Consider the following 22,408-nt stretch of genomic DNA (forward strand, 5'->3'; position numbering starts at 1 on the left):
TTTCTTATTTAATTATACTTCTTGTTAATAACTTAATCAATAATATTAGACACTTTAACCTTAGTTGTTTATTCCTCATACACACTATCTCAATAAAATCTATACATTTTTTATACTTTCCTTTATTTCTTCTCTAAACCACTCTAGTTCTAATACTTCTATTTTATCACACATTCTTTCTCACATAAGTATTTTCACAAACATGTAACTCATTGATATAAGCAAGATTACATGTGATAATTTCTTAAAGAATAAAAAAGTCGCGTTACACGCGATTCGCTAGGGAAACCTATGTTTCCCTTCGACGCAGCTATCGCTGCTGAGCACCCTTCTTAAGTCGGCAGGGGAAATACTTCCCCTACAACCCCTTCATTTTTTTACTCTATAAAAAATTATTTTCATTGGAATAGTTGTTCAAATCAATAACTTATCCACAGATTCATGAATTTATAATTTCCTATAAAGTAAAAAAAGAAAGCTCCACCTAGTATGATAGAGCTTTCACATTTTTAATACTTTTAAATAATATTATTAAATTTTATTATGTATATTGTATTTTTCAAAAAGTACAATTATAATTGTACTCTTAGTCTCTTATTCTTCTTCATGATAACTTAAACAGTAATATAATGCATCTTGTACTTTTGGAACCCCACTCTCTATGATAGGGTTATTATTATAAGGCATTTTTCTAAATATTCTTTTAGTACCATCCGCAAACCTAAGTTCTATTACTCTAAAGTTCTTAAATAGTTCATTTGCTTTCTCATAATCTATAGGTTTAACTAATCTCCATTTATCATTAAGGGAAACGTGCTTTTTCTTTCTATCAGCATTTTTAATTTTTCTGTGAATTATTTCTTTAGTATTCTTTCTTACAAACAACGTATGACCAAATTTATTGATCCCTCTATATGTTGGATTTTCATCTAATATTGAAAGTAGTTCAATAGTTCCTATATTATATTCCATAATATCACTCCTTTTTTATTATCAATTAATTTTCATTATCAAACAACAAATATAAAACTATTTCATAATATAACAAAATTATATTTTAAAATTAAATTTAAAAAACTATTAAAATAAAATATATCTCATAAGATTCATAATAGAAACAAGACTTCGATAGTGTAATTATAATAGAATTTATTAATTTATTTGATATTTCTAATTTATAGATCTGAAATTTAGATTTGAAGCACCTTATATTTATTTTACAACACTTTTACACTTATGTCAAACTTTTTACTAAATAAAAAATCCTTTATAACAACTAAAAAAAGACACTTAAATGTCCTTAAATACTATATTTACATTGTCCATCTCATCTACAACTCAGAAGTCCTAAAAGTCCAATTTCAACAAATCAACCACATCTTAAACTCTTATCTTATCTACAATTAATAATATATATTCTTAAAATACATTAAATATTACTAGTTGACTATATCCATACTTACATATAAATTTTGTAATCACATCCATATAATTCTCTAAAAATCTTACTGAGGTTGATTTCTACATTTAACATCACTTACAACCCTAGTTTTACGTACATTATTAACTAAAGTCTTCCCTTATTTAGGAACAATAATACCTATTTAAATTGATTTTTCCTCATTCATAGGAAAGGCTATAATTTAATAAATCAATTATGAAATTTTATAATTGATTTGTCTTTTTTCTATGTAGTTATAATCTGTGCCTTTTTTCCATGTTATACACTCTCTAAAATTGGCACCCGCTTTAACCACTCCAATTTTATGTAAATATAATCCAATTACATTCATTACATTTTACAAAAACATCCCCTCCTCGTCAAATCATTGCCTATTTTTACTTTAAATGTTATTATAGTATTAAATTATCATTTCCAGGAGGATATCATGAACTTTCTTATTGATAAACTATACCAAAATTTGTTTAACGTGTATTTTGGAAATTCATTACTTAATATAAAATCTAACTATGAATTTCAAGAGAAAGTTGAAATAAATAAATTTATATTAACATCTAATTTAATGCGTGATTATTTAATAGCACTGATTTTATTTGTCACCAACATAATACTATTAATGGTAGACATTTTTTATAATAGAGAATTTTTTTCAACCAATGGTAATTTCATCTCTCTTTTTTATTCACGAATAGCGTATTTAATTTTTATGACATTCTTTTTATCCTTATACACAATTTTAAAAGAAAAAATTCACTCAAAATATATTACTGAAAAAATATTTCATTATTCATTTTTAACAATTACTTTAATTTGGATATTATTTCTATCAATAAACGCTCAATTTCTTCATGGTCAGATATCTTCACTGATAATTTGCTTATTTACTCTTGCATTTTTCACAACCTTGAACAAATATGAGAGAGTTATATTTTTATTGCTTCCTACTTTAATTTTCAATGTACATTTATTTTACTTTTTAGATAAAAGCAGTGTCCTAACAGGCAATATGATGAATTCCATTTTTTTATGTTTTTTATGTTTTTTAATATCTGCTTTTCAAGAGACTTTTTATAAAAAACACCTTATCCAATCAATCACACTTTCTTCAAGCAATCAAGAATTATTACATGTAAAAGAAACTTTAGAACAAGAAATTGATAGACGATCCGAAGAACTTACAAATGCACATAATCTTTTATTGAATGAAATTTTAGATAACCATAATTATGAATTAAAGATACTAAAATCTAAAATTGATTTAGAGAAAAATGAAGAAAAACTCAAACAGGTTGAGGCCTATGAACAGCTTAGAGCAGAATTTTTCGCAAATATTTCTCATGAATTAAAGACACCTTTAAATGTTATATTTTCAGCTCAACAAATTCTCGAAAAAAATATTAATCAAACTCTAAACACAACAACTAAAGATAAAAAATATTTAAAAATCATAAAGCAAAACTGTTTCAGATTAATTAGATTGATTGGAAATTTAATTGATTTAACTAAAATCGACTCTGGTTATCTAAATGTAACCTTGTCAAATAATGATATAGTAAGAATAACAGAAGATATAACTCTTTCAGTAGCTACTTTTATTGAAGATAAGAACATTGAATTAATATTCGATACCGATATTGAGGAAAAAGAAATTGCATGCGATCCTGAAAATATTGAGAGAATAATTTTAAATCTATTGTCCAATGCAGTAAAATTCACACCTGAATATGGAAAAATTTTTGTTACAATTAAAGATAATCACGATACTATAAGCATTAAAGTAAAAGATACAGGTATTGGTATACCTTTAGATATACAAGATAAAATATTCGATAGATTCATCCAAGCTGATAAATCCATAAACAGAAACCGTGAAGGAAGTGGAATTGGGTTATCTTTAGTAAAATCACTAGTAGAACTTCATAATGGTACAATAACACTAAAAAGTTCTCCTAATGAAGGAACTGAATTTGATATATCTCTGCCCTGCACTATTGCACCTAAATCAGATATTTGTGAGAATATAACTCCACAAGAATATTCATATAATGAACATATTGAAAAAATATTTATAGAGTTTTCTGATATTTATTTCAACTAAAAAAAAGAATGCTTAGCATTCTTTTTTAGTATTAAATTTTAAACTTATTAATCTCTTTTTCTAGTTCAGTTGCTGTATGACTTAAGTCCTCAGCTGAAGAACTTACTTCTTCAATTGCACTAAGTTGTTGCTCCATTGAAGCTGTTACCTCTTCTGATGAAGCAGCTGTCTCTTGAGATATAGCTGAAATATTTTGAACTGATCCTAATATTTCATCTTTATCCTTATTCAATTTATTAATTGATTCATTAACACATATTATATTTTTAGTTATAGACTTAATGGAATAATTAATTTTATCAAATGAATTGTTCACTTCATTCACAGCTTGATCTTGTCCAATTGATATATTTTTAACTTCTCCCATAACCTTAACAGTTTTATTACTTTCCGCTTGTATTTCACTTACAATATTATTTATTTCCATTGCAGCTTGATTTGATGCTTCAGCTAGTTTTCTTATCTCATCTGCAACAACAGCAAACCCTCTTCCTGCTTCCCCTGCTCTTGCAGCTTCAATAGATGCATTAAGAGCTAACAAATTAGTTTGATCAGCAATAGATGAAATCGTTTCAATAAATGCACTTATATTCTTTGACTTATTATCTAGTTCTATTATTGCATTCTCAATTCTAAAAATCGATTTACTATTTTCATCGTTCTTATTTTTTAATTCCTCAATGACAGTAACACTGTTTTCATTAATATTTTTAATTTCTTCTGTTGATTCAATCATCGTACTTGAGTTATCAAGTAGCTCATCTAATTTTTCAGAAAGTTCATTTGTTAATAATGCTGCATTTTCTGCTTGTCCAGCTTGTTCCGAAGCCCCTCTGGCAATTTCCTCAACAGCATTAGTAACCGCTTCTGCTGATGCATTAGTCTCCTCTGATGTTGCAGCTAACATCTCAGAAGATTCACTAACTTTCTTAGATGCATCTCTCATATTTTTTATCAAACCTGAAACTTGATCTGCCATTTTATTGAATTCAATAGCCATTAAACCTAATTCATTTTTAGCTTTTATCTTGCTTCGTATTGAAAAATCCCCTTCACCGATAATCTCTAAATCTCTTGATAACCGTTCAATAGGTTTTACTAATGAAACTGCAAATAACCATCCAACAATTATTGCAATGAATATTCCTATTCCGGAGTATAATAGTATTCTACCACCTAATTCCTCCACCGATTCATCAATCTCATGCACAGACATACAAGCCATAATGTTCCAACCAAGTTTTTCTAGTGTAACATAAGAGGTAAACTTTTCTACTACCACATTATCTTTAGTGATATGAATGTACTCCACAGTACCTTCATTTTTAATTTTAATCGCTTCTTCAATTTCTGTTATTGGAATTTGTTCTCCTAACTGATTAGGATCCGGATGAGTAAGAACTTTTCCATTATCATAAAGCATAAATATATAGCCTTGTTGTCCAATTTTTATGTCATTTATATTTTTTGAAAGAGTTGTCATTGGAATATCTACTCCAATTACTCCTAAGAACTCTTTTGTATTTTTTTCATAAACAGCTTTACTTGCTGTTACTGTCATTATACCATCTGCACTATCTGCATAAGGGTTACTCCACACAACCTCGTCTTTATGTTCTAAAGCATCTTTGTACCATTCTCTATCCCTTGGATCAAATCCATCTGGTAAATCTTGAACTGGATGTAAATAAAACCTCCCATCTTTAGTAGCAAAATATGCATTTTTAACATCTTCTCTAGATTGATTAACCGCTTCTAAATTTTTCATTAACCACGGTGCATGCTCTGGCTTTTTTACTATGCTCTGCACATTTGCTTCCCTACTCATTTGTTCAACTAACTCTTCATACCCTTTTAAATAATATTCTACAGATCTCTTAACTTCTGTTACAGTCTGTATAGATGAATTTTTATACGTCTTATAAAGAATTTCCTGTGATTTTGAATAGGTTTGAATACTCAAGAATAACGTTAACGATACCATAACGGCAATAAACATAGTAATTATTCTAACTTTAATGCTAATTATCCTTTTTTTACCTACTTTTTTATTCATAACCCCGCCCCTTCCATACATTTCAATCTATTCCACAATAATTAACTTACTTTTAGTTTACAAACTTTTATCTATTTTGTCAATCTTCCCACTTTTAATCACTTATTCATTCTTTTTTGTATTTTTAGCAACTATTATTTCCTTCAAATTATTGTTAACATTGGTATTTTTATATTTATTTGATTTTAATTTACCTTTTATTCAAAAAACTTTTTTATCACATAAAAATAACACCGAATAATTCATAATAATTATTCGGTGTTATTTTTTTCTTTATTTTTCATTTTATAATAAGAATTTAAAGAAACTAAAATTATATTGTCTATATTCTATCTTTCATTTTGATAATATCATTCATTGATAATCCAGTACAATTGCAGATAAATGAATCATCTAGCCCTGATATAATAAGATTTTTAGCAATCTTTAATTTTTCTTCAACTGCTTTGCTCTCAAGGGCTTTTTCAAGGGATTTTTCCATTCCTTTTACAATCCCTTTCTCCACTCCCTTTTCAACGCCCTTTTCTATCCCTTTACGCATCCCTTTTTCAACTGCTTTTTCAACTTTAGAACAAAAATCTTTCACTGAATCACTAGTTAAAATATCTTCAATTAAACTTCTTTCATCGTCTACTTTCACAATAATCCCCCATACCTATTTACTTCAAGTGATATATATATAATATATTATAATTTTAAATTTTTATGAAGATAAACTTATCTATGTGAATAGCATTTCAGTTTTAGTCAAGTCTAAACCCTCATTTATATTCTTTAGTACATAAATATTCCTAATGCATATTCAAATATCCATCAAATCTTTAACTTGTTATTTATTTTTATACTCCTAATATCTTTTATCATGATATGTTTTTAAACTTCTCTTAAGTCTGCTAATACCGTTTTTGAAAATTAAACGACCATTATATACCTTATATTCAGATCCTATGAGTATAAAGAAAAATATAATAATAGTTACCGCTAATAATATCCCCCACATCATTTAACCCTCCCCATCACTCTATATTATATATTATATAATAAGTTATCTTAATATTCAATATATAGTTTCATATACCTTATTAGATATTTTCAATAATGTCGAATAGTGTTATTTTTTATCTCTTTATAACATTCAAATAGTTCTTAAACAAAGAGGCTGATATGATAATACATCAACCTCTTTGCTTATGATTTTACACCTTAAAATCTCTATATTATAATATAAGGATAAAGAAACATCATTGTTAATACTACATCTGGTATGAACCATATAATGAATTTCAAAAATGGTATACTTTCACAATCATCCTTATATCCAATATATGCAGCTATAGATGTTACTATACTTATAAGTACTGAAATTCCCATACCTAGAATTTCATTATTCATGGCACCTGTCATTAATTCATTCGCTTTAACATAAAACAATCCATAAACTTCGTAATTCTTGAATAACGTCATTATGCAACAACCAAGAAAAAAAATTCTAGCCTTTTTCTTCTTATCATGAATTCTATCATTATATATAGTTATTCCAATAAATACAAACATTCCAAAAACCATCCAAACCCACCCAAGGAAGAATGAGAATATGATTGAATACACTATAAAATTGAATATTTCACTAAATACATAACTTTTCTCATGATTATTCAGCTTATTATTTACCATTAACTTAACTTCATCCATCGTTGATAATAGGGCAAGATTGGCTTTTTTACTATCTTTTTCTTCCATAAATATGATAGTATTTTCTAAATATTGAGGATATCTACTTTGTGTAGCACTCTTTGTTATATATTCTATTTCTTCTATTTCACTACCTTTTAAATAAACTCTAGCAATATCATATTCAACTCTTTTCTTTCCCACAACTCTTTGAATAGAACATAAAAATTCACCTTTATTATTAATTTTAGTAAAGTCTCTCATCTTATTCTTATTTGATAAATCTATTTTACTTTTAATAACATTTCCATCTCTTTTTGAATAAATAATCATATCTATTCCAGCATATTTGCTCTTGTAGTACATCTCTAGTAAAACGTAGAACTGCTCCTCATTTTCCCCTAGATATATCTCACTTAAACTATTGAATGAACTGAGATTTATTCTCTCAAATTCTACGAACTTTAACGTCTTATCTCCTAATTTATATAAAGAACTCAAAAGCTCACCTGAGTTTTTTAAGGCAACCATAAAATACCTACCATCGCTCTCAATGACTTCTATCTTCCCTAAATTATCGGATTCAAAATACGCTTCTATTTCCCCACTCCAATCAGCAATTCCAATACCCTTTTTTTTCAATATACACAGTTTATCTTCATTCAAAAACTCAGCATCAATAACATCAAAAATTTCTACTGTGTTTATTATATTAAATTTTTTATCAAGAGTTAGTAGTGATAGTTTTCTTTTATCACCTACTAATTCAGTATACATTACCTTTAGGTTGTCCACTTTAGGCACAACTCTGATATTTCTGATATCTTTCCCTTCGGCAATAACTGACTTTTTAGATATCTCTCCTAAATCAGTAAATTTGATAATTTCAATATTTTCATTTTTTGCAAATACGGATATTAACTCTCCATCAATTCTACAAATAGCTGGCTCTGATCGGCTATTTCCCTCAGATAATTTTAAACTCTTGCTCCATGTTTCAGTTGGTGCTTTCTTTTCACCATTTGTTAATCTTACATAATGAAATATCACTGACGACAAAAAAATAAAGCAGCATAACCCTATAGATATTAATTTACCTTTCCTCATACACCCCTCCACTATACAATAATATCCATTTTATCATAATTTTCAGAATTTTTCATCTTTTTACTTTTCAAAAGCCCAAGAGTAATTCTACTCCTAGGCTTTTTGAAATAGACAGAAACCATTATTTTATTTCTAAAAATCGAATATATTAACCTCTTTATTCTCTTCTAAAACTTTTCTAACCAATTTATCTTTATCTGTTATTATGTTGTCCACACCTAGCTCAATCATCTCTTTCATATCTTCTTCATCATTCACAGTCCATACATGAACTTCTCTCCCAATTTTATGAGCTTTAGATACGAATGAATCATTCACATTAGACACTTCCATACTATAAAAATCTACATTTAATTGTTCTAAATTCCCAATAGCCATGTACATAATATATCCTGTTTTAATTTTAGAATCTATTTTTTCAACATCTTGTATTACATTATAATCAAGAGATGTTATTACCGTTGAATCCATTCTATTACTCTCTTTGATAATTCTAACCACTTCATTTACTAAGTTTTTTTCATGACCGTTTTTTTTGATTTCAATATTTAACTTCAATCTTCCATTTGTATACATTAATACCTCTTCAAGAGTAGGAATCTTTTCACCTTTAAATTTTTCACTAAACCAACTACCATTATCCAACTCTCTTATCTCAGATAACTCCATCTCCCAAATATTTTTATTTACTCCCGTTGTTCTCTTTAAATTGCTATCATGTATTACTACTATCTTTCCATCTTTTGTTTCCTGAACATCTATTTCAGCATAATCAGCTCCATTATCTATTGCAGCTTTCAATGAAGCTAAAGTATTTTCTGGTGCCTCATTTGAGCTTCCTCTATGGGCTGTTATCATAACATTATATTTTGTATTCTCTATTTCTAGCAATATTAATCTTGACGAAAAACTAAAGAACATAAATGCAACAACACCAACTAACCATAGTGTTCTTTTTCTCATTAAAATCTTATCAATAATACTCTCTTTAACTTTCAATTCTAAATTAATGCTTGGAATCTCACCTTTAAATCTAAAATACATCCTTGTAATTTGATAGACCTGTATAGGAATAACAATAAATCCAAAAGAAAAAACTCCAATTGAAATTAAAAGAGTTATTGCTGAGAATACCACCTGTCCTGTAGTTGTATCCATATTAACGCTTGAAATAATAATTCCCATGATCAATATTGCTATAATTACGATAATAAAAAGAACAATAAAATTTATAAAAATAAATCCTACAGTCTCTCTTAAAAAAGCTTTAATATTCTTTCTTACTAATCTAGTACTCTCTTTTAAAGCTTTCAAAGCAGATTTCCCCTCAAAAATAACTATATGAAGAGAGAATATCCATTGAACTGATAAAACTACTAATATTAATGTTAATAATACATATGTTATATTTAATAATGTATTTGAAAAAATATACTCTTCAATAAAATCAGGTATAGCAATTTCTGAAAATATACTTGTATGTATTCCAAACTCCAACAGAGGAGCTATTATTATGAAATATAATCCCATTATTACTCCGCCTATACCCATGAAGCTTTTAGTTTTTCTTATACAAAATCTAGCCACACTCCTAAAGGCTACTTCTTTTGATTTAGTATAAATTAAATAACATAGTGTTATTAATCCTCCAATCTCCAATATTAGAATAATTATTGATATAGCAATAATCCAAAAAATCGATAATACCCCTTGCAACGAAAATATAAATTTAGTTATAAGCCCATTTGCTAACACCTCATACCCTTTACTTTTCATAAGTAACAAAGGGATATATTTTAATAAAGGGATTAGTATAATAAATATAATTATCTTCTCTAGAATCTGAAATTTTATAATCATTCCTAGATTTCTTTTTATATCTAAGAATATATCTATATATTCTTTTAAAATCGGTACTTTCTTATTATCCATTAAATTCTCCTTTCTACAATTAATAATACTAACTTAATATTAATATCATTTTATTAAAAACATGTACAGTTAATATTACATAATTCCGTTTATATACCCTTAAACTAAATCAAAAGCCTATAAGAATATAGAAAAGATCATAAACAAGTTTTAAGCAGACCTCGAAGGTCTGCTTTTTAATTACTTTTCAATTTTATATTTCAAGAAATTCGCTTTATCATTTTCTTTAAATCTATATGATAGCGTAAATACATTGTATTCTTCTATAAATACAGTAGAGATAATACTATTTTCAGTTTCCCACGTGTAACCTGTATAATCTCCTTCTTCTGGTTTACTAGTCACTTCTCCATATTTAGCAGTTAATTCTTCAATTTTCTTAATAACCTCTTCTTTTGTAGTGTAATTACTCTCAGTTACAACAAAAAGTCTATTTTCATTAAACTTGACCTCTTCATCATTTATAATAAATGTATCCGAAAGATAAAAACTCTTTGCAGCAGTAGCCTCAAAAATATCTTCTCCTTCAAGAGCAATATTAATTACTTCTACATTAGCTTCCTCACCTATATAGTACTTAACATTCTCCTTCTGGAATTTCTTTATTATTTCTTTTGAACTTTCTCCCCACTTATACTCAATATTCTCTCCAGAACCTAACTCAACTTTTTTCTCTTCTTTATCTTTAATTTCTTTTCTTTCTTCTTCATTTAATCTAGTAGATACTCTGAATAAACCGTACTCACTATGATATTCTGTTGAAATAATTTCATTTTCCTTATTCCAAGTATATCCCGCTATATCCTCTTCATTTTCAGGCTTTTCATCAGGTTCTCCATACTTTTCAGTAAGTTTATCTATTTCTTTTTTCGCCATCGTTTTATCAATCTCTTCACTAATTACAGAATCAGCAACTAGAATTAATCTTGGCACTTCAAACTCCACAGATTCCTCTTCTATCAGCAATCCCTTAGCAAAATAGAATACTTGATCTTGAAAATAACCTTCAACCCCGATATCACTATATTTCACGCGTATTAATGCACTTTTATCATCTTCCTGCAAATAATATTTGATATTTTTATTATTTAATTTTTGAACTATACTGTTCAAATTTTCTCCCCACGAATAGGAAATCTCTTTATTATTATTCCCACCACATGCAACAAACAGTAAGGTTGAAAATAAAATTAATGCTAGAGCTGATAGTTTTAATGATTTCTTCATATGTTTCTCCTTTTCTTTTATGTATATAATTTTCCATAATACATTCTATATTATTCTACCATATTTTCGTTATAAAGGTTTTAATAACTTGTAAACATGTATCTTTAAACATGCTTTAATTTTAGACAAACTATATTTTATTCTTCAGAACCCTAGCCCAATTTCATTTTACTTCTTCAATTATCTATTATCAATATTTTTTCAGTATTTGACACTTTTTTTCATAATTGTTAAACTATTTTTATACAGTGGAATACGCCCATATAAAGGAGTTTGGAAAATGAACAAAGAACTTATTCTAGGTAAAAACATTCAAAATTGGCTATGGGAATATCCTCTTCTAAGAAAAATGATTAAAACTGAAGAGGTCTTTTGGATTAACCCTAAGCTTACTAATTTTAATGAAGCTTCAAAGAACCTATCTTTAACTGAAGAAGATGTATTAGATGCTCGTAATCGATTAGAAAGATTCGCACCTTATATTTCCAAAGTTTTTCCTGAAACAATGAAAACTAAAGGAATTATCGAATCTCCTTTAGTTGAGATATCCAATATGAAAAAACTCATTGAAAATCAATATGACTTTTATTTACCAGGTAATCTCTTTTTAAAATGTGATAGTCACCTTCCTATTTCCGGCTCAATTAAGGCCAGAGGTGGCATATATGAAGTTTTAACTCATGCCGAAAAACTAGCAGCAGAGAATAATAAGCTCTCTTTGGAAGATGATTACTCCGTTCTTGATAGTAACGAGTTCAGAGAATTTTTCTCTCAGTATTCAATCGCTGTTGGTTCCACTGGAAATTTGGGATTAAGCATAGGAATAATGAGTGCTAAAATTGGATTCAATGTTACTGTTCACATGTCAGCTGATGCTAAACAGTGGAAAAAAGACTTACTTAAAAGTAAAGGGGTTAACGTAATAGAATATGATTCTGATTATAGTAAAGCTGTTGAAGAAGGACGGAAGCAAGCTTTATCAGATGAGAAATGTTATTTTATTGATGATGAAAACTCTAAAACACTTTTCTTAGGCTATGCAGTTGCAGCCTCAAGATTAAAACAACAATTGGATGAAATTAATATAATCATAGATAAAGATCACCCTCTTTTCGTTTACCTTCCATGTGGTGTAGGTGGTGGTCCAGGTGGAGTTGCATTTGGCTTAAAATTAATATTCAAAGATAATGTTCACTGTTTCTTTGGAGAACCAACTCATTCACCTTGTATGTTGCTTGGGTTAATGACACAAGAACACGATAGGGTTTGTGTACAGGACTTTGGTATTGATAACATAACAGATGCTGACGGACTTGCAGTAGGAAGAGCTTCTGGTTTTGTAGGTAAAACCCTTGAGCATATGATTAGTGGTGATTATACAGTTCAAGATGAAACATTATATACTTTATTGAAATCATTGGCTGATAGTGAAAATATTTATTTAGAACCTTCTGCTTTAGCAAGTATTGCCGGGGCAATAAATCTTTTCAAGATAGATTCAGGTTATAAATACCTCAGTAAAAACTCCTTAGAAAAATCCATAAAAAATGCTACACACATCTCATGGGCCACAGGTGGAAGTATGGTTCCTAAGAATGAGATGTATCAATACTACAGAAAAGGCTCTTTACAAGATTAATACCGCATTAACCTTGAAAATAATAATCTATGAGGAGAACTAACTTCCAATACTAGGTGATTTAATAGGATCTGCTACATTAGGAATTGGGAAATTACTTTCTCAATGTTTGAGAGTTGCAATTCTTCATTGGTCTAGAATGGCAGAATTCACTGCTGATAGAGCTGGATTGCTCGCTTGTCAGAATATAGATGCACCAGTAACCACAACAATGAAGATAGCTGGACTTCCATTGGCACATAACTCTGAAGTCAATTTAGAAGAATTCAAAAACAAGCAAAAGAGTTCGAATAATATGATTACGACACTTTAGACAAAGCTGCTAAGTTATTCTGTACTGTAAGCAAATCTCATCCTTGGTCAGTTATGCGTGCTTCCGAGCAATACAACTGGATTACTAGCCACCAGTACACTGATGTTATTAATAGAGAAGGTATGACCTTAGACAAATATACCCTTATTTGCAGTAAATGCGGTTCCAAAATTCGTGTACCAAAAGGATTAGGCGATATTACTGTGAAATGTCCAAGCTGTAAGGAAAATTCCGAAATGAAGTCATAAAAAGCACGCGTCGCGTGCTTTTTATTTTCTACTGAGCTTCTTTAAATTACTCTTTTTTTCTGCTCTTTTCTCAGCTAATTTTTTCTTATTTTCAATTATCTTCAGTTCACGTTTTAGCTTTTCATAGCTTTTTAATCTCTCCTTGCTCAATGTTCCATCATTGATTGCACTTTTCACAGCACAGTTTGGCTCCGTTTTGTGTTTACAATCTACGAAACGACACTTTGAAGCAAGCTCCTCTATATCTTTAAATGATGCATCGAAATCAACTGAATAAATCTGTAACTCTCTCATACCAGGAGTGTCAATAACAACTCCTCCATCTGTTAACTTAACAAGTTCTCTATGAGTTGTTGTATGCTTTCCTTTATGGTCACTTTCCCTAATATCATTCACCAACATCTTTTCTTCCCCTAGTAGCGCGTTAATCAATGTTGATTTACCAATTCCTGATGATCCTATAAAAGTAACAGTATCATTATGGCCTATAACCTCAGCAATTTCATCAACACCTTCTTTTTCTAATGCACATACAACGTGAATCTCTATTCCAATTGCTACTTCTTCTACTTGAGCAACGCTTAAATCTATATCCTCACAGAGATCTGACTTTGTCAATATAATACTAGGAATAGCTCCACTTTCCCATACAACGCTTATATACCTTTCAAGCCTTCTTATATTAAAATCTTTGTTAAGAGCCATACAGATAAATACTGTATCAACATTTGCTGCTATTATCTGTTCATCTGCTCTATTACCAGCTACTTTTCTAGATAAGGAACTCTTTCTAGGCAATATCTTGTGTATGATTGCCTCTCCATGCTTATCACTATCTCTATCTATAGCTACCCAATCTCCAACCGCAGGGTAATCCTGCGTTCCATTAGCTTCATAATTTAATTTTCCTGAAACTCTTCCAAGAACCTCTCCATTCTCAGTCATTATTCTATAGGTGTGCTTGTGTTCTAGTGTCACACGTCCTAAATAATTTCCATTGTACTCTTCATTAAATAAATCCAAAGTATCTTTTTTTAATCCTAATTCAAACAAGTTTATTTTTTCTATCAATACTATACCTCCAGAAGTTTTGTAGTTTATTTTGATAATGCCACCTCTAATTTTCTATTCATAAATACATCGCTCCTTTCAGTTGTTTTTTCTCATATTTACATTTATCATTCTATCATAGGTCACTTATATAAAATAGGTATAGAATAACTATATCTATTCTATACCTATAATCCTTTTCTTTTTAATTTCAGCTACAATCCAAATAATAATTGGCAAAATCACTTGAAATATTATAACATAAGAATACCACACTTTATCACCCCATTCATTATAGTGCATTATGCTATCAAACTGATAGCAAGCTAGAATAATAATAAGCAATGCAATTGGTGTTACTATTACTTTATAATCGTCAAATTTAAATATCTTAGAAATCCCTTTGCAAGTAGCCATTAAAAATATACTTACTTTTATAAAGGCACATATAGTGAACATAGCTCCTTGAATTATTTCTGTTCTTTGAAATGCATCTCCAATATTTATTCTTAACCATATCTCGTAATTAGGATAATATAATCTAGAGGCTTCGTTTACCCCTAGAACCATTACAGCAATTGATGATAAAACCAATATTTCTATTCCTCCTATTAATAATCCTATCAAATATAACTTATAGGGCGTTTTTTTATGAGTAAAATTAGAATATGCCATAACGAAAGCTATTGTTTGAGTAAAAGGAAACAAAAACACTTCATAAGCTCCTTTAAACACTGGCTTTATACCATAATTTAGTACAGGACGAAAATTATCTATATTAAGAATATTTAACACTAATGCTATTGTAATTAAAGGAATGATTATGAAGAGTCTAACAAAAAAACTAGCCCATTCACCCACTACTTGAATCCCTGCTTTTACAATCCATACACATAAACACATAAAAATTATAGTTCCTATAATTTGAGGAGTATTAACTAAGGATACAATATTAGGAAACTGAGCGAAGTTCCTTACCGATAAAGGCATTTCAAAAAAAGCAAATAGCGTGAGCGCTATAATTATTGTCTTTCCCAAAATTTTCCCCAAACACATTTCTATTACATCAAATAAATCTTTGTTCAAAAAAAGACTTTGAAGTCTAGCATAAATAAACATAATTGGAATAGCCATAATTATTGCAATAATATTGGCTAACCATATATCTTTTCCTGCAGATAGACCTGATATATTTATTATACTTGTTCCCATTAAAAATAGAACCATAATGGATATCCCTTGTCTATCCGAAATAACTTCTTTTTTCATTGTTGTCCTCCAAAATTATAGTAAGTTAATACCATTATTTTTCAAATTAATTAATCAACCATTACTATTATTTGTTTAAAATAATATTTTCAAAAGATCCTAATACTTAATTAATATCCCAAGACATCTTTTGATACTTATTCCACCTGAAGGGAAATCTATTTTAACAAAGAAGATTATTTATATCTTTAATATCGTTAAAGCTTTTCTGAACTCTCTTACATAGCAAGTGGTTTTCTATATACTATAAATAGATACAGAATAACTATATCTATTCTATACCTATAATCCTTTTCTTTTTAATTTCAGCTACAATCCAAATAATAATAGGCAATCCCACTTGTAAAGGAAAAGCATATATATACCATGGTCCACCAGTAAATTCAAAATAATCTATCATACTGTCAAACTCAAAACCAGCTAAAATCACTGCAAAAAATGCAATTGGTGCTACTATTAATTTATAATCATCAAATCCAAGTATATTAGAAACCCCTTTAGAAGTAGCCATCAAAAATATACATAATTTAATAAACGCTCCAATGGTAAATAAACCCCCTGCAATTATTTCCATTCTTTCAAATATATCTCCAATATTTATTCTTAACCATATGGCATAAGCAGGATAGAATAATCCAGATGCTGTGTCTACCCCTAAAACTAACACTGAAAGTAGGGACAAAAGCAATACTTCCAATCCACCAATTAGTAATCCCATCAAATATATCTTATACGAAGATTTTTTTGTTTTAAAACTAGAAAATGCCATGATAAAAACCACTGTTTGAGTAAATGGAAACATAAATACTTCATATGCCCCCTTTAACACAGGCTTTATCCCATGACGTAATACAGGACGAATATAATTTATATTAATTATATTCAAAGATAGTAATAAAGTCATAAATATTAAGATTATTAATACTAATAAAAAAACCCTTGCCCACTTACTAATTACTTCAATCCCCTCTTTCACTGCCCAGACACATAAAATCATAATAATAGCCATTACCAAAATTAAAGGTGAATTGTTCAGGGATACAGCAACTGGGAATTGAGCAAAATTTCTTACAATAGATGCTATGGCCTCAAAAGCGTATAATGTAAGAATTATAACTACTACTTTCCCTAAAACCTTTCCAAAGCAAATTTCAATTGTATCAAATAAGTCTTTATTTTCAAAAATACAGTGCAATCTAGCAAAAATAAGCATCATGGGAATACCCATAACTATCCCAATAATCACCGCAATCCATATATCTTCTTCAGCCGTGAGTCCTGCTGCCATTATTGAATTAGTTCCTATAATGAACAAAACTACAAGAGATATCCCTTGTCTATCCGAAATAACTTCTTTATTCATTGCAGCCCTCCAAAATTATAGTAAATCCAGTAGGATTATTTCATCAATTATTATTATTAAATAGTTTAACCAAATAACTTATTTCCTATAAAAAAAGAAACTGACATATACAGTAACTATTTTGTAACCAATATTAACCCTTTCGTAACCTATCCTTTCAAAATAATTATTATACTCATTAAGGGCCATGAGATTTGTTAAATAATTTATGTGAGGTGTACATTAATGTTATCAAAGAAAATTTTCACTTTTATACTATCTGCAAGTATTTGCGCTTCCTTTACCGCTTGTGATTCAAATAGTAAACAAGCTTCAACACCAAAAGATACTAATATACAAATTAAGGATAATGAAAATAGTTCAGAAAAATTACACACTCCTGAACTTAAAGAAGATACAAAGGAAAATGATACTATAAACAACTTAGATACAGGCAATACTATTAGCAATTTGAATAATTCCGGAATTGCTGCTTTGGGAAGCGAATGGATTTATTACATATCAAAAAAGAATAATAACTACTCTCTATACAAAAAGAAAACAGATAATTCTTCTGAAACAAAAATATGTGATGATGCTTCACTTTCTATAAACATAGTAGGAGATTACATATATTACACTACTTATGGTTACATATATAAAATTAAGACTGATGGAACTGATAGGAAACAAATTTATGAAGAGAAAGTAAATCAAATTTATGTTGTTGATGATTTTATTTATTATCAAAAAATGAATGATATGAAAATATACAAATTTAATATAACTAATAATGAAACATTCAAAGTAAGTGATGATGTTGCTGAACATGGTAAATTTTTCATTAATGGGGAATGGATTTATTATTCTTCAAATGGTCTTCATAAAGTAAAAATTGATGGTTCAGAAAAATCTACACTTACAAATGATGAATGCCATTTCACTACTATTGTTGATAACGCCATTTACTATTCATCAAATGATACAATCTATAAAATGAACTTAGATGGAAGTAATAAACAAGAAATATTTAACGAAGAAGCATTAGCGTGGCTTAACATAACAAATGATTACATATATTTCAGCAATATAAACAACGGTGGTATTTATAGACTCAACTTAGACGGAACTGAAAAAACAAAAATATCAGATGACTACGCATATAAAATTAATATAGCTGATAATTGGTTATATTATGACTACGCCAAAAGACCTATGGACTTTAAGTGGATCCAACTAAATTAAATAAAAAACTTTTAATAACTAATATACTTATGAGGAGAGATATTATGAAAAAATCTATACGTATTATTTTAGCAACTGCATGTATTATAGGATTAGTAGGATGCGGAGCTAACAATACTACAAATTCAAAATCATCAGAAAATCAAAATGTAGAACAGAAAGAAAACTCTAACAACACTAAAAATCTAAATGATGAGAATAAAGAGAATCAGACTTCTGATAATAACTATGAAACATACCTTAAATTGATAGGTTTAAATAAAGAAGAACTTATAAGCACTCTTGAAGAAGAACCAAGTCCTATAGATGAAGATGGTCTTGAGTTTTCAGCAGCTGAAATTAGAGTTTGGTTCGATATAAATGGACAAGACTCAGTATCGCAGATATTCACACAGAATAAGGAAATTGATTTTAACGGAGTAAAAATTGGTGCTAAAATTAGTGACTTCAAGAATATTTTTGGTGAGCCAATAGAAGAAGATCGCAGTTCAGCATATAGCAATTTTAAATATAATGACATAGTTTTATCTGTATATTACAATTCAGAAACCCAAGAGACCTTCTCAATATATATCTTAAATAATTCTAAACCTTAAGCAAAACAATTAAATATTTTCAGCCTCTAACTTTCAGTTAGAGGCTATACCATTAATATTTATTAATATTTTTTTACTAGATTACCATTTTTTATTGTTACCTAACTAAAACTCACTTCTATTTTAGTTAGGTAACAATAAAAATTATATATACTTTCATACAAAAACAAAACCCCATACTAATAGCATGGGGTTTAACTAGAACTCCCTCATTTGGGAGAATTAATCTAAATTAGATAAGTTCGATGTTTCCAGCTTGAGGTCCTTTTTGTCCTTCGATGATTTCGAAAGAAACTTTTTGTCCCTCTTCTAAAGATTTGTATCCTTCTTTTTGGATTTGAGAGAAGTGAGCGAATACGTCATTTCCTTCCTCTGTAGTGATGAATCCAAATCCTTTTTCTGCGTTAAACCATTTAACTGTACCAGTCATAATTTTCTACCTCCGAAATTTTTATTTTCCTTAAATCTTTGTAAAAATGAATATCTGTAAAAATTTCGGAATGTATAACAATCTATAAAATTCTAAAATTTTTCTAAATACTTCACTTACTACGAAACAAGGTGCCTATATCATGATATCGCATAATCAATAAAAAAGCAACCCTTTTTTTAATTTTTTTTCATTATTAATATATGTAATAAAAGAACTCGTAAATATTGTATTGATCTCAGCCTAATTACATGGGATAATTTATTAATAAAAAAAAATAAAACCCCAAGCTAACAGCCTGGGGTTTTAACTAGAACTCCCTCATTTGGGAGAATTAATCTAAATTAGATTACTTCGATGTTTCCAGCTTGAGGTCCTTTTTGTCCTTCGATTACTTCGAAAGAAACTTTTTGTCCCTCTTCTAAAGATTTGTATCCTTCTTTATTGATTTGAGAGAAGTGAGCGAATAAGTCAGTTCCTTCCTCTGTAGTGATGAATCCAAATCCTTTTTCTGCGTTAAACCATTTAACTGTTCCAGTCATAATTTTCTACCTCCGAAATTTTTATTTTCCTTAAATCTTTGTAAAAATGAATATCCATAAAAATTTCGAAATGTATAACAATCTATATAATTCTAAATTTTTTCTAAATACTTCACTTACTACGAAGCAAGGTGCTTATTACATATTATCGCATAATGAATAAAAAAGCAACCCTTTTTTTATTTTTTTCATGATTTTTCTATTAATTTATTTAATGTATTGATATCAATTGGTTCATATATATTAATTTCTTTTGTATTTAAAATTTTATAAAAACAAAAAAACCCTATACCAAAAGCATAGGGTTTAATCTGCTAGAATTCCCATAAGGGAGAACTAATCTAAAATTAGATAGTTTCGATGTTTCCAGCTTGAGGTCCTTTTTGTCCTTCGATGATTTCGAAAGAAACTTTTTGTCCCTCTTCTAAAGATTTGTATCCTTCTTTATTGATTTGAGAGAAATGAGCGAATACGTCATTTCCTTCCTCTGTAGTGATGAATCCAAATCCTTTTTCTGAATTAAACCATTTAACTGTTCCAGTCATAATTCTTACCTCCGAAATTTTTATTTTTCCTTAAATCTCTGTAAAAATGAATATCTATAAAAATTTCGATATGTATAATACTATACGTAATTCTAAATTTTTTCTAAATAATTCTTTTACTGCGAAACAAGGTACCTTAATCATAATAGCTTACAATCTATAAAAAAGCAATACTTTTATTATTAATGTTTTTTTTTCTTCTTTATGATAATATGATATATAAGTAACATCAATATTTATAGCATGATTACAAACAAAAGAATTTTTTTATGGAAGGTATATAATATGATGAATTTTAAAGATTTAAAAGTTAAAGATGAGATTGTCTCCGCTTTAGCAAATAAGGGAATTAAGACACCTACACCTATTCAAGAGGAATGCATCCCTCTAATACTTAATGGAAAAGATGTAATAGCTGAAGCTCAAACTGGTACAGGAAAAACACTAGCTTTCTTAATACCCTTCTTTCAAACTCTAGATACTAAAAACAAAGCAGTACAAGGGTTGATAGTTACACCTACACGTGAACTAGCTATACAGATAACATCTGAAGCCGAAAAATTTTGTGAAGGTAAAGATATTAATATATTAGCTGCATATGGAGGGAAAGATATTTCTTCTCAAGTAAATAAACTTAATAATAACATTTCTCTTGTTATAGCAACACCTGGAAGACTTATTGACCACTTAAAAAGAAATACAATTAATCTTAAATCATTAAAAACCCTAATACTTGATGAAGCAGATCAAATGCTTTTAATGGGATTCAAGAACGAAATAGAAGAAATAGTCAAGTCTTGCCCTAAGAAACGTCAAACATTATGTTTCTCAGCTACAATAAGTTCAGAAGTAAAGAAGTTAGCTTATAGATTTACAAATGAACCTGCACTAGTTGTTATAGAAAAAGACGAGGTTATTTTAGAGAATATTAAACAAGAACTTGTTGAAGTTTCTGATAGAACTAAGCAAAATGCTCTTTGTACTGTTTTAAATGAAGATAACCCATTCATGGCAATCATCTTCTGTAGAACTAAACGTAGAGTTGATGATCTCGAAGAAGTTTTATATTCAAGAGGATATAACTGCCAAAAACTACATAGTGACATTAAGCAGTCTAAACGTGAACAAATCATGAAATCCTATAAAAATGCGGAAATTCAATATCTTATAGCGACTGATGTTGCTGCTAGAGGACTCGATATTTCAGGGGTAACTCATATATACAACTATGATATTCCTGAAAAACCTGAAGGATATATACATCGTATTGGAAGAACAGGTAGAGCTGGTCATAAAGGATACACTTGTATGTTTGTTGCTCAAAAAGATTTACCACTTCTTAATGAACTTCAAAAGCACATTAAAATGTCTATTCCTCATAGAACACTTCCTTATACTAGAGAAGAATTCAATAAGATTGAAGTAAGAAGCACTAGACCATTATCTAGAAAATTAAAAAGAATCAATGCAGAGGCTAAACAAAAAAGAACTGCTTCAAATTCAAGAAACTCAAGAAGATAAACCAAGGAGCTGTCTCAAAATGATTTTAAAAAATCATTTTGAGAATTAGCTCTTTTTTTATTACCATCTTTTCATTTTTTCTATTGACACATTTTACCACTTGTTATACTATATA

At 28.8% G+C, this 22,408-nt stretch carries 19 protein-coding genes; 6 read left to right on the forward strand and 13 right to left on the reverse strand.

Going from position 1 to position 22,408, the window contains the following annotated elements:
• Positions 1-594: 594 nt before the first annotated feature.
• A complete protein-coding gene (locus KDK92_RS02260; RefSeq protein ID WP_250857413.1) occupies positions 595-972 on the reverse strand; it encodes a hypothetical protein in 378 nt (125 codons plus the stop codon).
• Between the two features lie 1,496 nt (positions 973-2,468).
• Here KDK92_RS02260 and KDK92_RS02265 point away from each other — a divergent pair.
• Positions 2,469-3,560 (forward strand): sensor histidine kinase, encoded by a 1,092-nt coding sequence (locus KDK92_RS02265; protein ID WP_250857414.1) that lies wholly within the window; start codon positions 2,469-2,471, stop codon positions 3,558-3,560.
• Between the two features lie 31 nt (positions 3,561-3,591).
• On the opposite strand, the gene KDK92_RS02270 is transcribed toward KDK92_RS02265, so the two are convergent.
• The 6 genes from KDK92_RS02270 to KDK92_RS02295 all read right to left on the reverse strand — a co-directional run bounded on the left by KDK92_RS02270 (position 3,592) and on the right by KDK92_RS02295 (position 11,553).
• Positions 3,592-5,616 carry a methyl-accepting chemotaxis protein gene (locus tag KDK92_RS02270; protein WP_250857415.1) on the reverse strand — a complete coding sequence of 675 codons (2,025 nt, stop codon included), beginning with the start codon at positions 5,614-5,616 and terminating at the stop codon, positions 3,592-3,594.
• Between the two features lie 322 nt (positions 5,617-5,938).
• Positions 5,939-6,256: an RpnC/YadD family protein gene (locus KDK92_RS02275; protein ID WP_250857416.1), complete on the reverse strand. Its 318-nt coding sequence runs from the start codon at positions 6,254-6,256 to the stop codon at positions 5,939-5,941.
• 207 nt (positions 6,257-6,463) lie between these two features.
• Positions 6,464-6,619 carry a hypothetical protein gene (locus KDK92_RS02280; protein ID WP_250857417.1) on the reverse strand — a complete coding sequence of 52 codons (156 nt, stop codon included), beginning with the start codon at positions 6,617-6,619 and terminating at the stop codon, positions 6,464-6,466.
• Between the two features lie 209 nt (positions 6,620-6,828).
• Positions 6,829-8,394, reverse strand: a complete 1,566-nt coding sequence (locus KDK92_RS02285; protein WP_250857419.1) for a hypothetical protein — start codon at positions 8,392-8,394, stop codon at positions 6,829-6,831.
• A gap of 132 nt (positions 8,395-8,526) precedes the next feature.
• Entirely contained in the window at positions 8,527-10,326 is a 1,800-nt protein-coding gene (locus tag KDK92_RS02290) for a glycerophosphodiester phosphodiesterase (RefSeq protein ID WP_250857420.1), read from the reverse strand.
• 180 nt (positions 10,327-10,506) lie between these two features.
• Positions 10,507-11,553, reverse strand: a complete 1,047-nt coding sequence (locus tag KDK92_RS02295; RefSeq protein ID WP_250857421.1) for a hypothetical protein — start codon at positions 11,551-11,553, stop codon at positions 10,507-10,509.
• A gap of 280 nt (positions 11,554-11,833) precedes the next feature.
• Here KDK92_RS02295 and dsdA point away from each other — a divergent pair, with 280 nt between their 5' ends.
• Together dsdA and KDK92_RS02305 are read left to right on the forward strand one after the other, a co-directional pair.
• Positions 11,834-13,192, forward strand: a complete 1,359-nt coding sequence (gene dsdA / locus KDK92_RS02300; protein WP_250857422.1) for a D-serine ammonia-lyase — start codon at positions 11,834-11,836, stop codon at positions 13,190-13,192.
• 109 nt (positions 13,193-13,301) lie between these two features.
• Positions 13,302-13,505: a M48 family metalloprotease gene (locus KDK92_RS02305; protein ID WP_250857423.1), complete on the forward strand. Its 204-nt coding sequence runs from the start codon at positions 13,302-13,304 to the stop codon at positions 13,503-13,505.
• Between the two features lie 269 nt (positions 13,506-13,774).
• On the opposite strand, the gene rsgA is transcribed toward KDK92_RS02305, so the two are convergent.
• From rsgA to KDK92_RS02320, 3 genes are all read right to left on the reverse strand, one after another.
• On the reverse strand, positions 13,775-14,824 hold the full coding sequence (gene rsgA, locus KDK92_RS02310) for a ribosome small subunit-dependent GTPase A (RefSeq protein ID WP_250857424.1): 1,050 nt from the start codon (positions 14,822-14,824) through the stop codon (positions 13,775-13,777).
• Between the two features lie 156 nt (positions 14,825-14,980).
• A complete protein-coding gene (locus tag KDK92_RS02315; RefSeq protein WP_250857425.1) occupies positions 14,981-16,072 on the reverse strand; it encodes a GerAB/ArcD/ProY family transporter in 1,092 nt (363 codons plus the stop codon).
• 271 nt (positions 16,073-16,343) lie between these two features.
• Positions 16,344-17,435, reverse strand: a complete 1,092-nt coding sequence (locus tag KDK92_RS02320) for a GerAB/ArcD/ProY family transporter (protein WP_250857426.1) — start codon at positions 17,433-17,435, stop codon at positions 16,344-16,346.
• Positions 17,436-17,660: 225 nt separating this feature from the next.
• Here KDK92_RS02320 and KDK92_RS02325 point away from each other — a divergent pair, with 225 nt between their 5' ends.
• Positions 17,661-18,659: a DUF5050 domain-containing protein gene (locus tag KDK92_RS02325; protein WP_250857428.1), complete on the forward strand. Its 999-nt coding sequence runs from the start codon at positions 17,661-17,663 to the stop codon at positions 18,657-18,659.
• A gap of 44 nt (positions 18,660-18,703) precedes the next feature.
• A complete protein-coding gene (locus KDK92_RS02330; protein ID WP_250857429.1) occupies positions 18,704-19,255 on the forward strand; it encodes a hypothetical protein in 552 nt (183 codons plus the stop codon).
• 232 nt (positions 19,256-19,487) lie between these two features.
• On the opposite strand, the gene KDK92_RS02335 is transcribed toward KDK92_RS02330, so the two are convergent.
• From KDK92_RS02335 to KDK92_RS02345, 3 genes are all read right to left on the reverse strand, one after another.
• Positions 19,488-19,685: a cold-shock protein gene (locus KDK92_RS02335; protein WP_276575858.1), complete on the reverse strand. Its 198-nt coding sequence runs from the start codon at positions 19,683-19,685 to the stop codon at positions 19,488-19,490.
• A 344-nt stretch (positions 19,686-20,029) separates the two neighbouring features.
• Positions 20,030-20,227, reverse strand: coding sequence for a cold-shock protein (locus KDK92_RS02340; RefSeq protein ID WP_276575859.1), 198 nt, complete (start codon positions 20,225-20,227; stop codon positions 20,030-20,032).
• Between the two features lie 347 nt (positions 20,228-20,574).
• On the reverse strand, positions 20,575-20,772 hold the full coding sequence (locus KDK92_RS02345; protein WP_276575860.1) for a cold-shock protein: 198 nt from the start codon (positions 20,770-20,772) through the stop codon (positions 20,575-20,577).
• Between the two features lie 285 nt (positions 20,773-21,057).
• On the opposite strand from KDK92_RS02345, the gene KDK92_RS02350 reads away from it, so the two are divergent.
• Positions 21,058-22,293, forward strand: coding sequence for a DEAD/DEAH box helicase (locus KDK92_RS02350; RefSeq protein ID WP_250857430.1), 1,236 nt, complete (start codon positions 21,058-21,060; stop codon positions 22,291-22,293).
• Positions 22,294-22,408 lie beyond the last annotated feature (115 nt).

Source organism: Oceanirhabdus seepicola, assembly GCF_023684385.1.
GTDB classification, from domain to species: Bacteria; Bacillota; Clostridia; order Clostridiales; family Clostridiaceae; genus Oceanirhabdus; species Oceanirhabdus seepicola.

Coding starts and splice junctions, on each gene's coding strand:
- KDK92_RS02260 (WP_250857413.1), bottom strand. CDS start 972: ATGGAATATAATATAGGAACTATTGAACTACTTTCAATATTAGATGAA.
- KDK92_RS02265 (WP_250857414.1), top strand. CDS start 2,469: ATGATGAATTCCATTTTTTTATGTTTTTTATGTTTTTTAATATCTGCT.
- KDK92_RS02270 (WP_250857415.1), bottom strand. CDS start 5,616: ATGAATAAAAAAGTAGGTAAAAAAAGGATAATTAGCATTAAAGTTAGA.
- KDK92_RS02280 (WP_250857417.1), bottom strand. CDS start 6,619: ATGATGTGGGGGATATTATTAGCGGTAACTATTATTATATTTTTCTTT.
- KDK92_RS02285 (WP_250857419.1), bottom strand. CDS start 8,394: ATGAGGAAAGGTAAATTAATATCTATAGGGTTATGCTGCTTTATTTTT.
- KDK92_RS02290 (WP_250857420.1), bottom strand. CDS start 10,326: ATGGATAATAAGAAAGTACCGATTTTAAAAGAATATATAGATATATTC.
- KDK92_RS02295 (WP_250857421.1), bottom strand. CDS start 11,553: ATGAAGAAATCATTAAAACTATCAGCTCTAGCATTAATTTTATTTTCA.
- dsdA (WP_250857422.1), top strand. CDS start 11,834: ATGAACAAAGAACTTATTCTAGGTAAAAACATTCAAAATTGGCTATGG.
- KDK92_RS02315 (WP_250857425.1), bottom strand. CDS start 16,072: ATGAAAAAAGAAGTTATTTCGGATAGACAAGGGATATCCATTATGGTT.
- KDK92_RS02320 (WP_250857426.1), bottom strand. CDS start 17,435: ATGAATAAAGAAGTTATTTCGGATAGACAAGGGATATCTCTTGTAGTT.
- KDK92_RS02325 (WP_250857428.1), top strand. CDS start 17,661: ATGTTATCAAAGAAAATTTTCACTTTTATACTATCTGCAAGTATTTGC.
- KDK92_RS02330 (WP_250857429.1), top strand. CDS start 18,704: ATGAAAAAATCTATACGTATTATTTTAGCAACTGCATGTATTATAGGA.
- KDK92_RS02335 (WP_276575858.1), bottom strand. CDS start 19,685: ATGACTGGTACAGTTAAATGGTTTAACGCAGAAAAAGGATTTGGATTC.
- KDK92_RS02340 (WP_276575859.1), bottom strand. CDS start 20,227: ATGACTGGAACAGTTAAATGGTTTAACGCAGAAAAAGGATTTGGATTC.
- KDK92_RS02345 (WP_276575860.1), bottom strand. CDS start 20,772: ATGACTGGAACAGTTAAATGGTTTAATTCAGAAAAAGGATTTGGATTC.
- KDK92_RS02350 (WP_250857430.1), top strand. CDS start 21,058: ATGATGAATTTTAAAGATTTAAAAGTTAAAGATGAGATTGTCTCCGCT.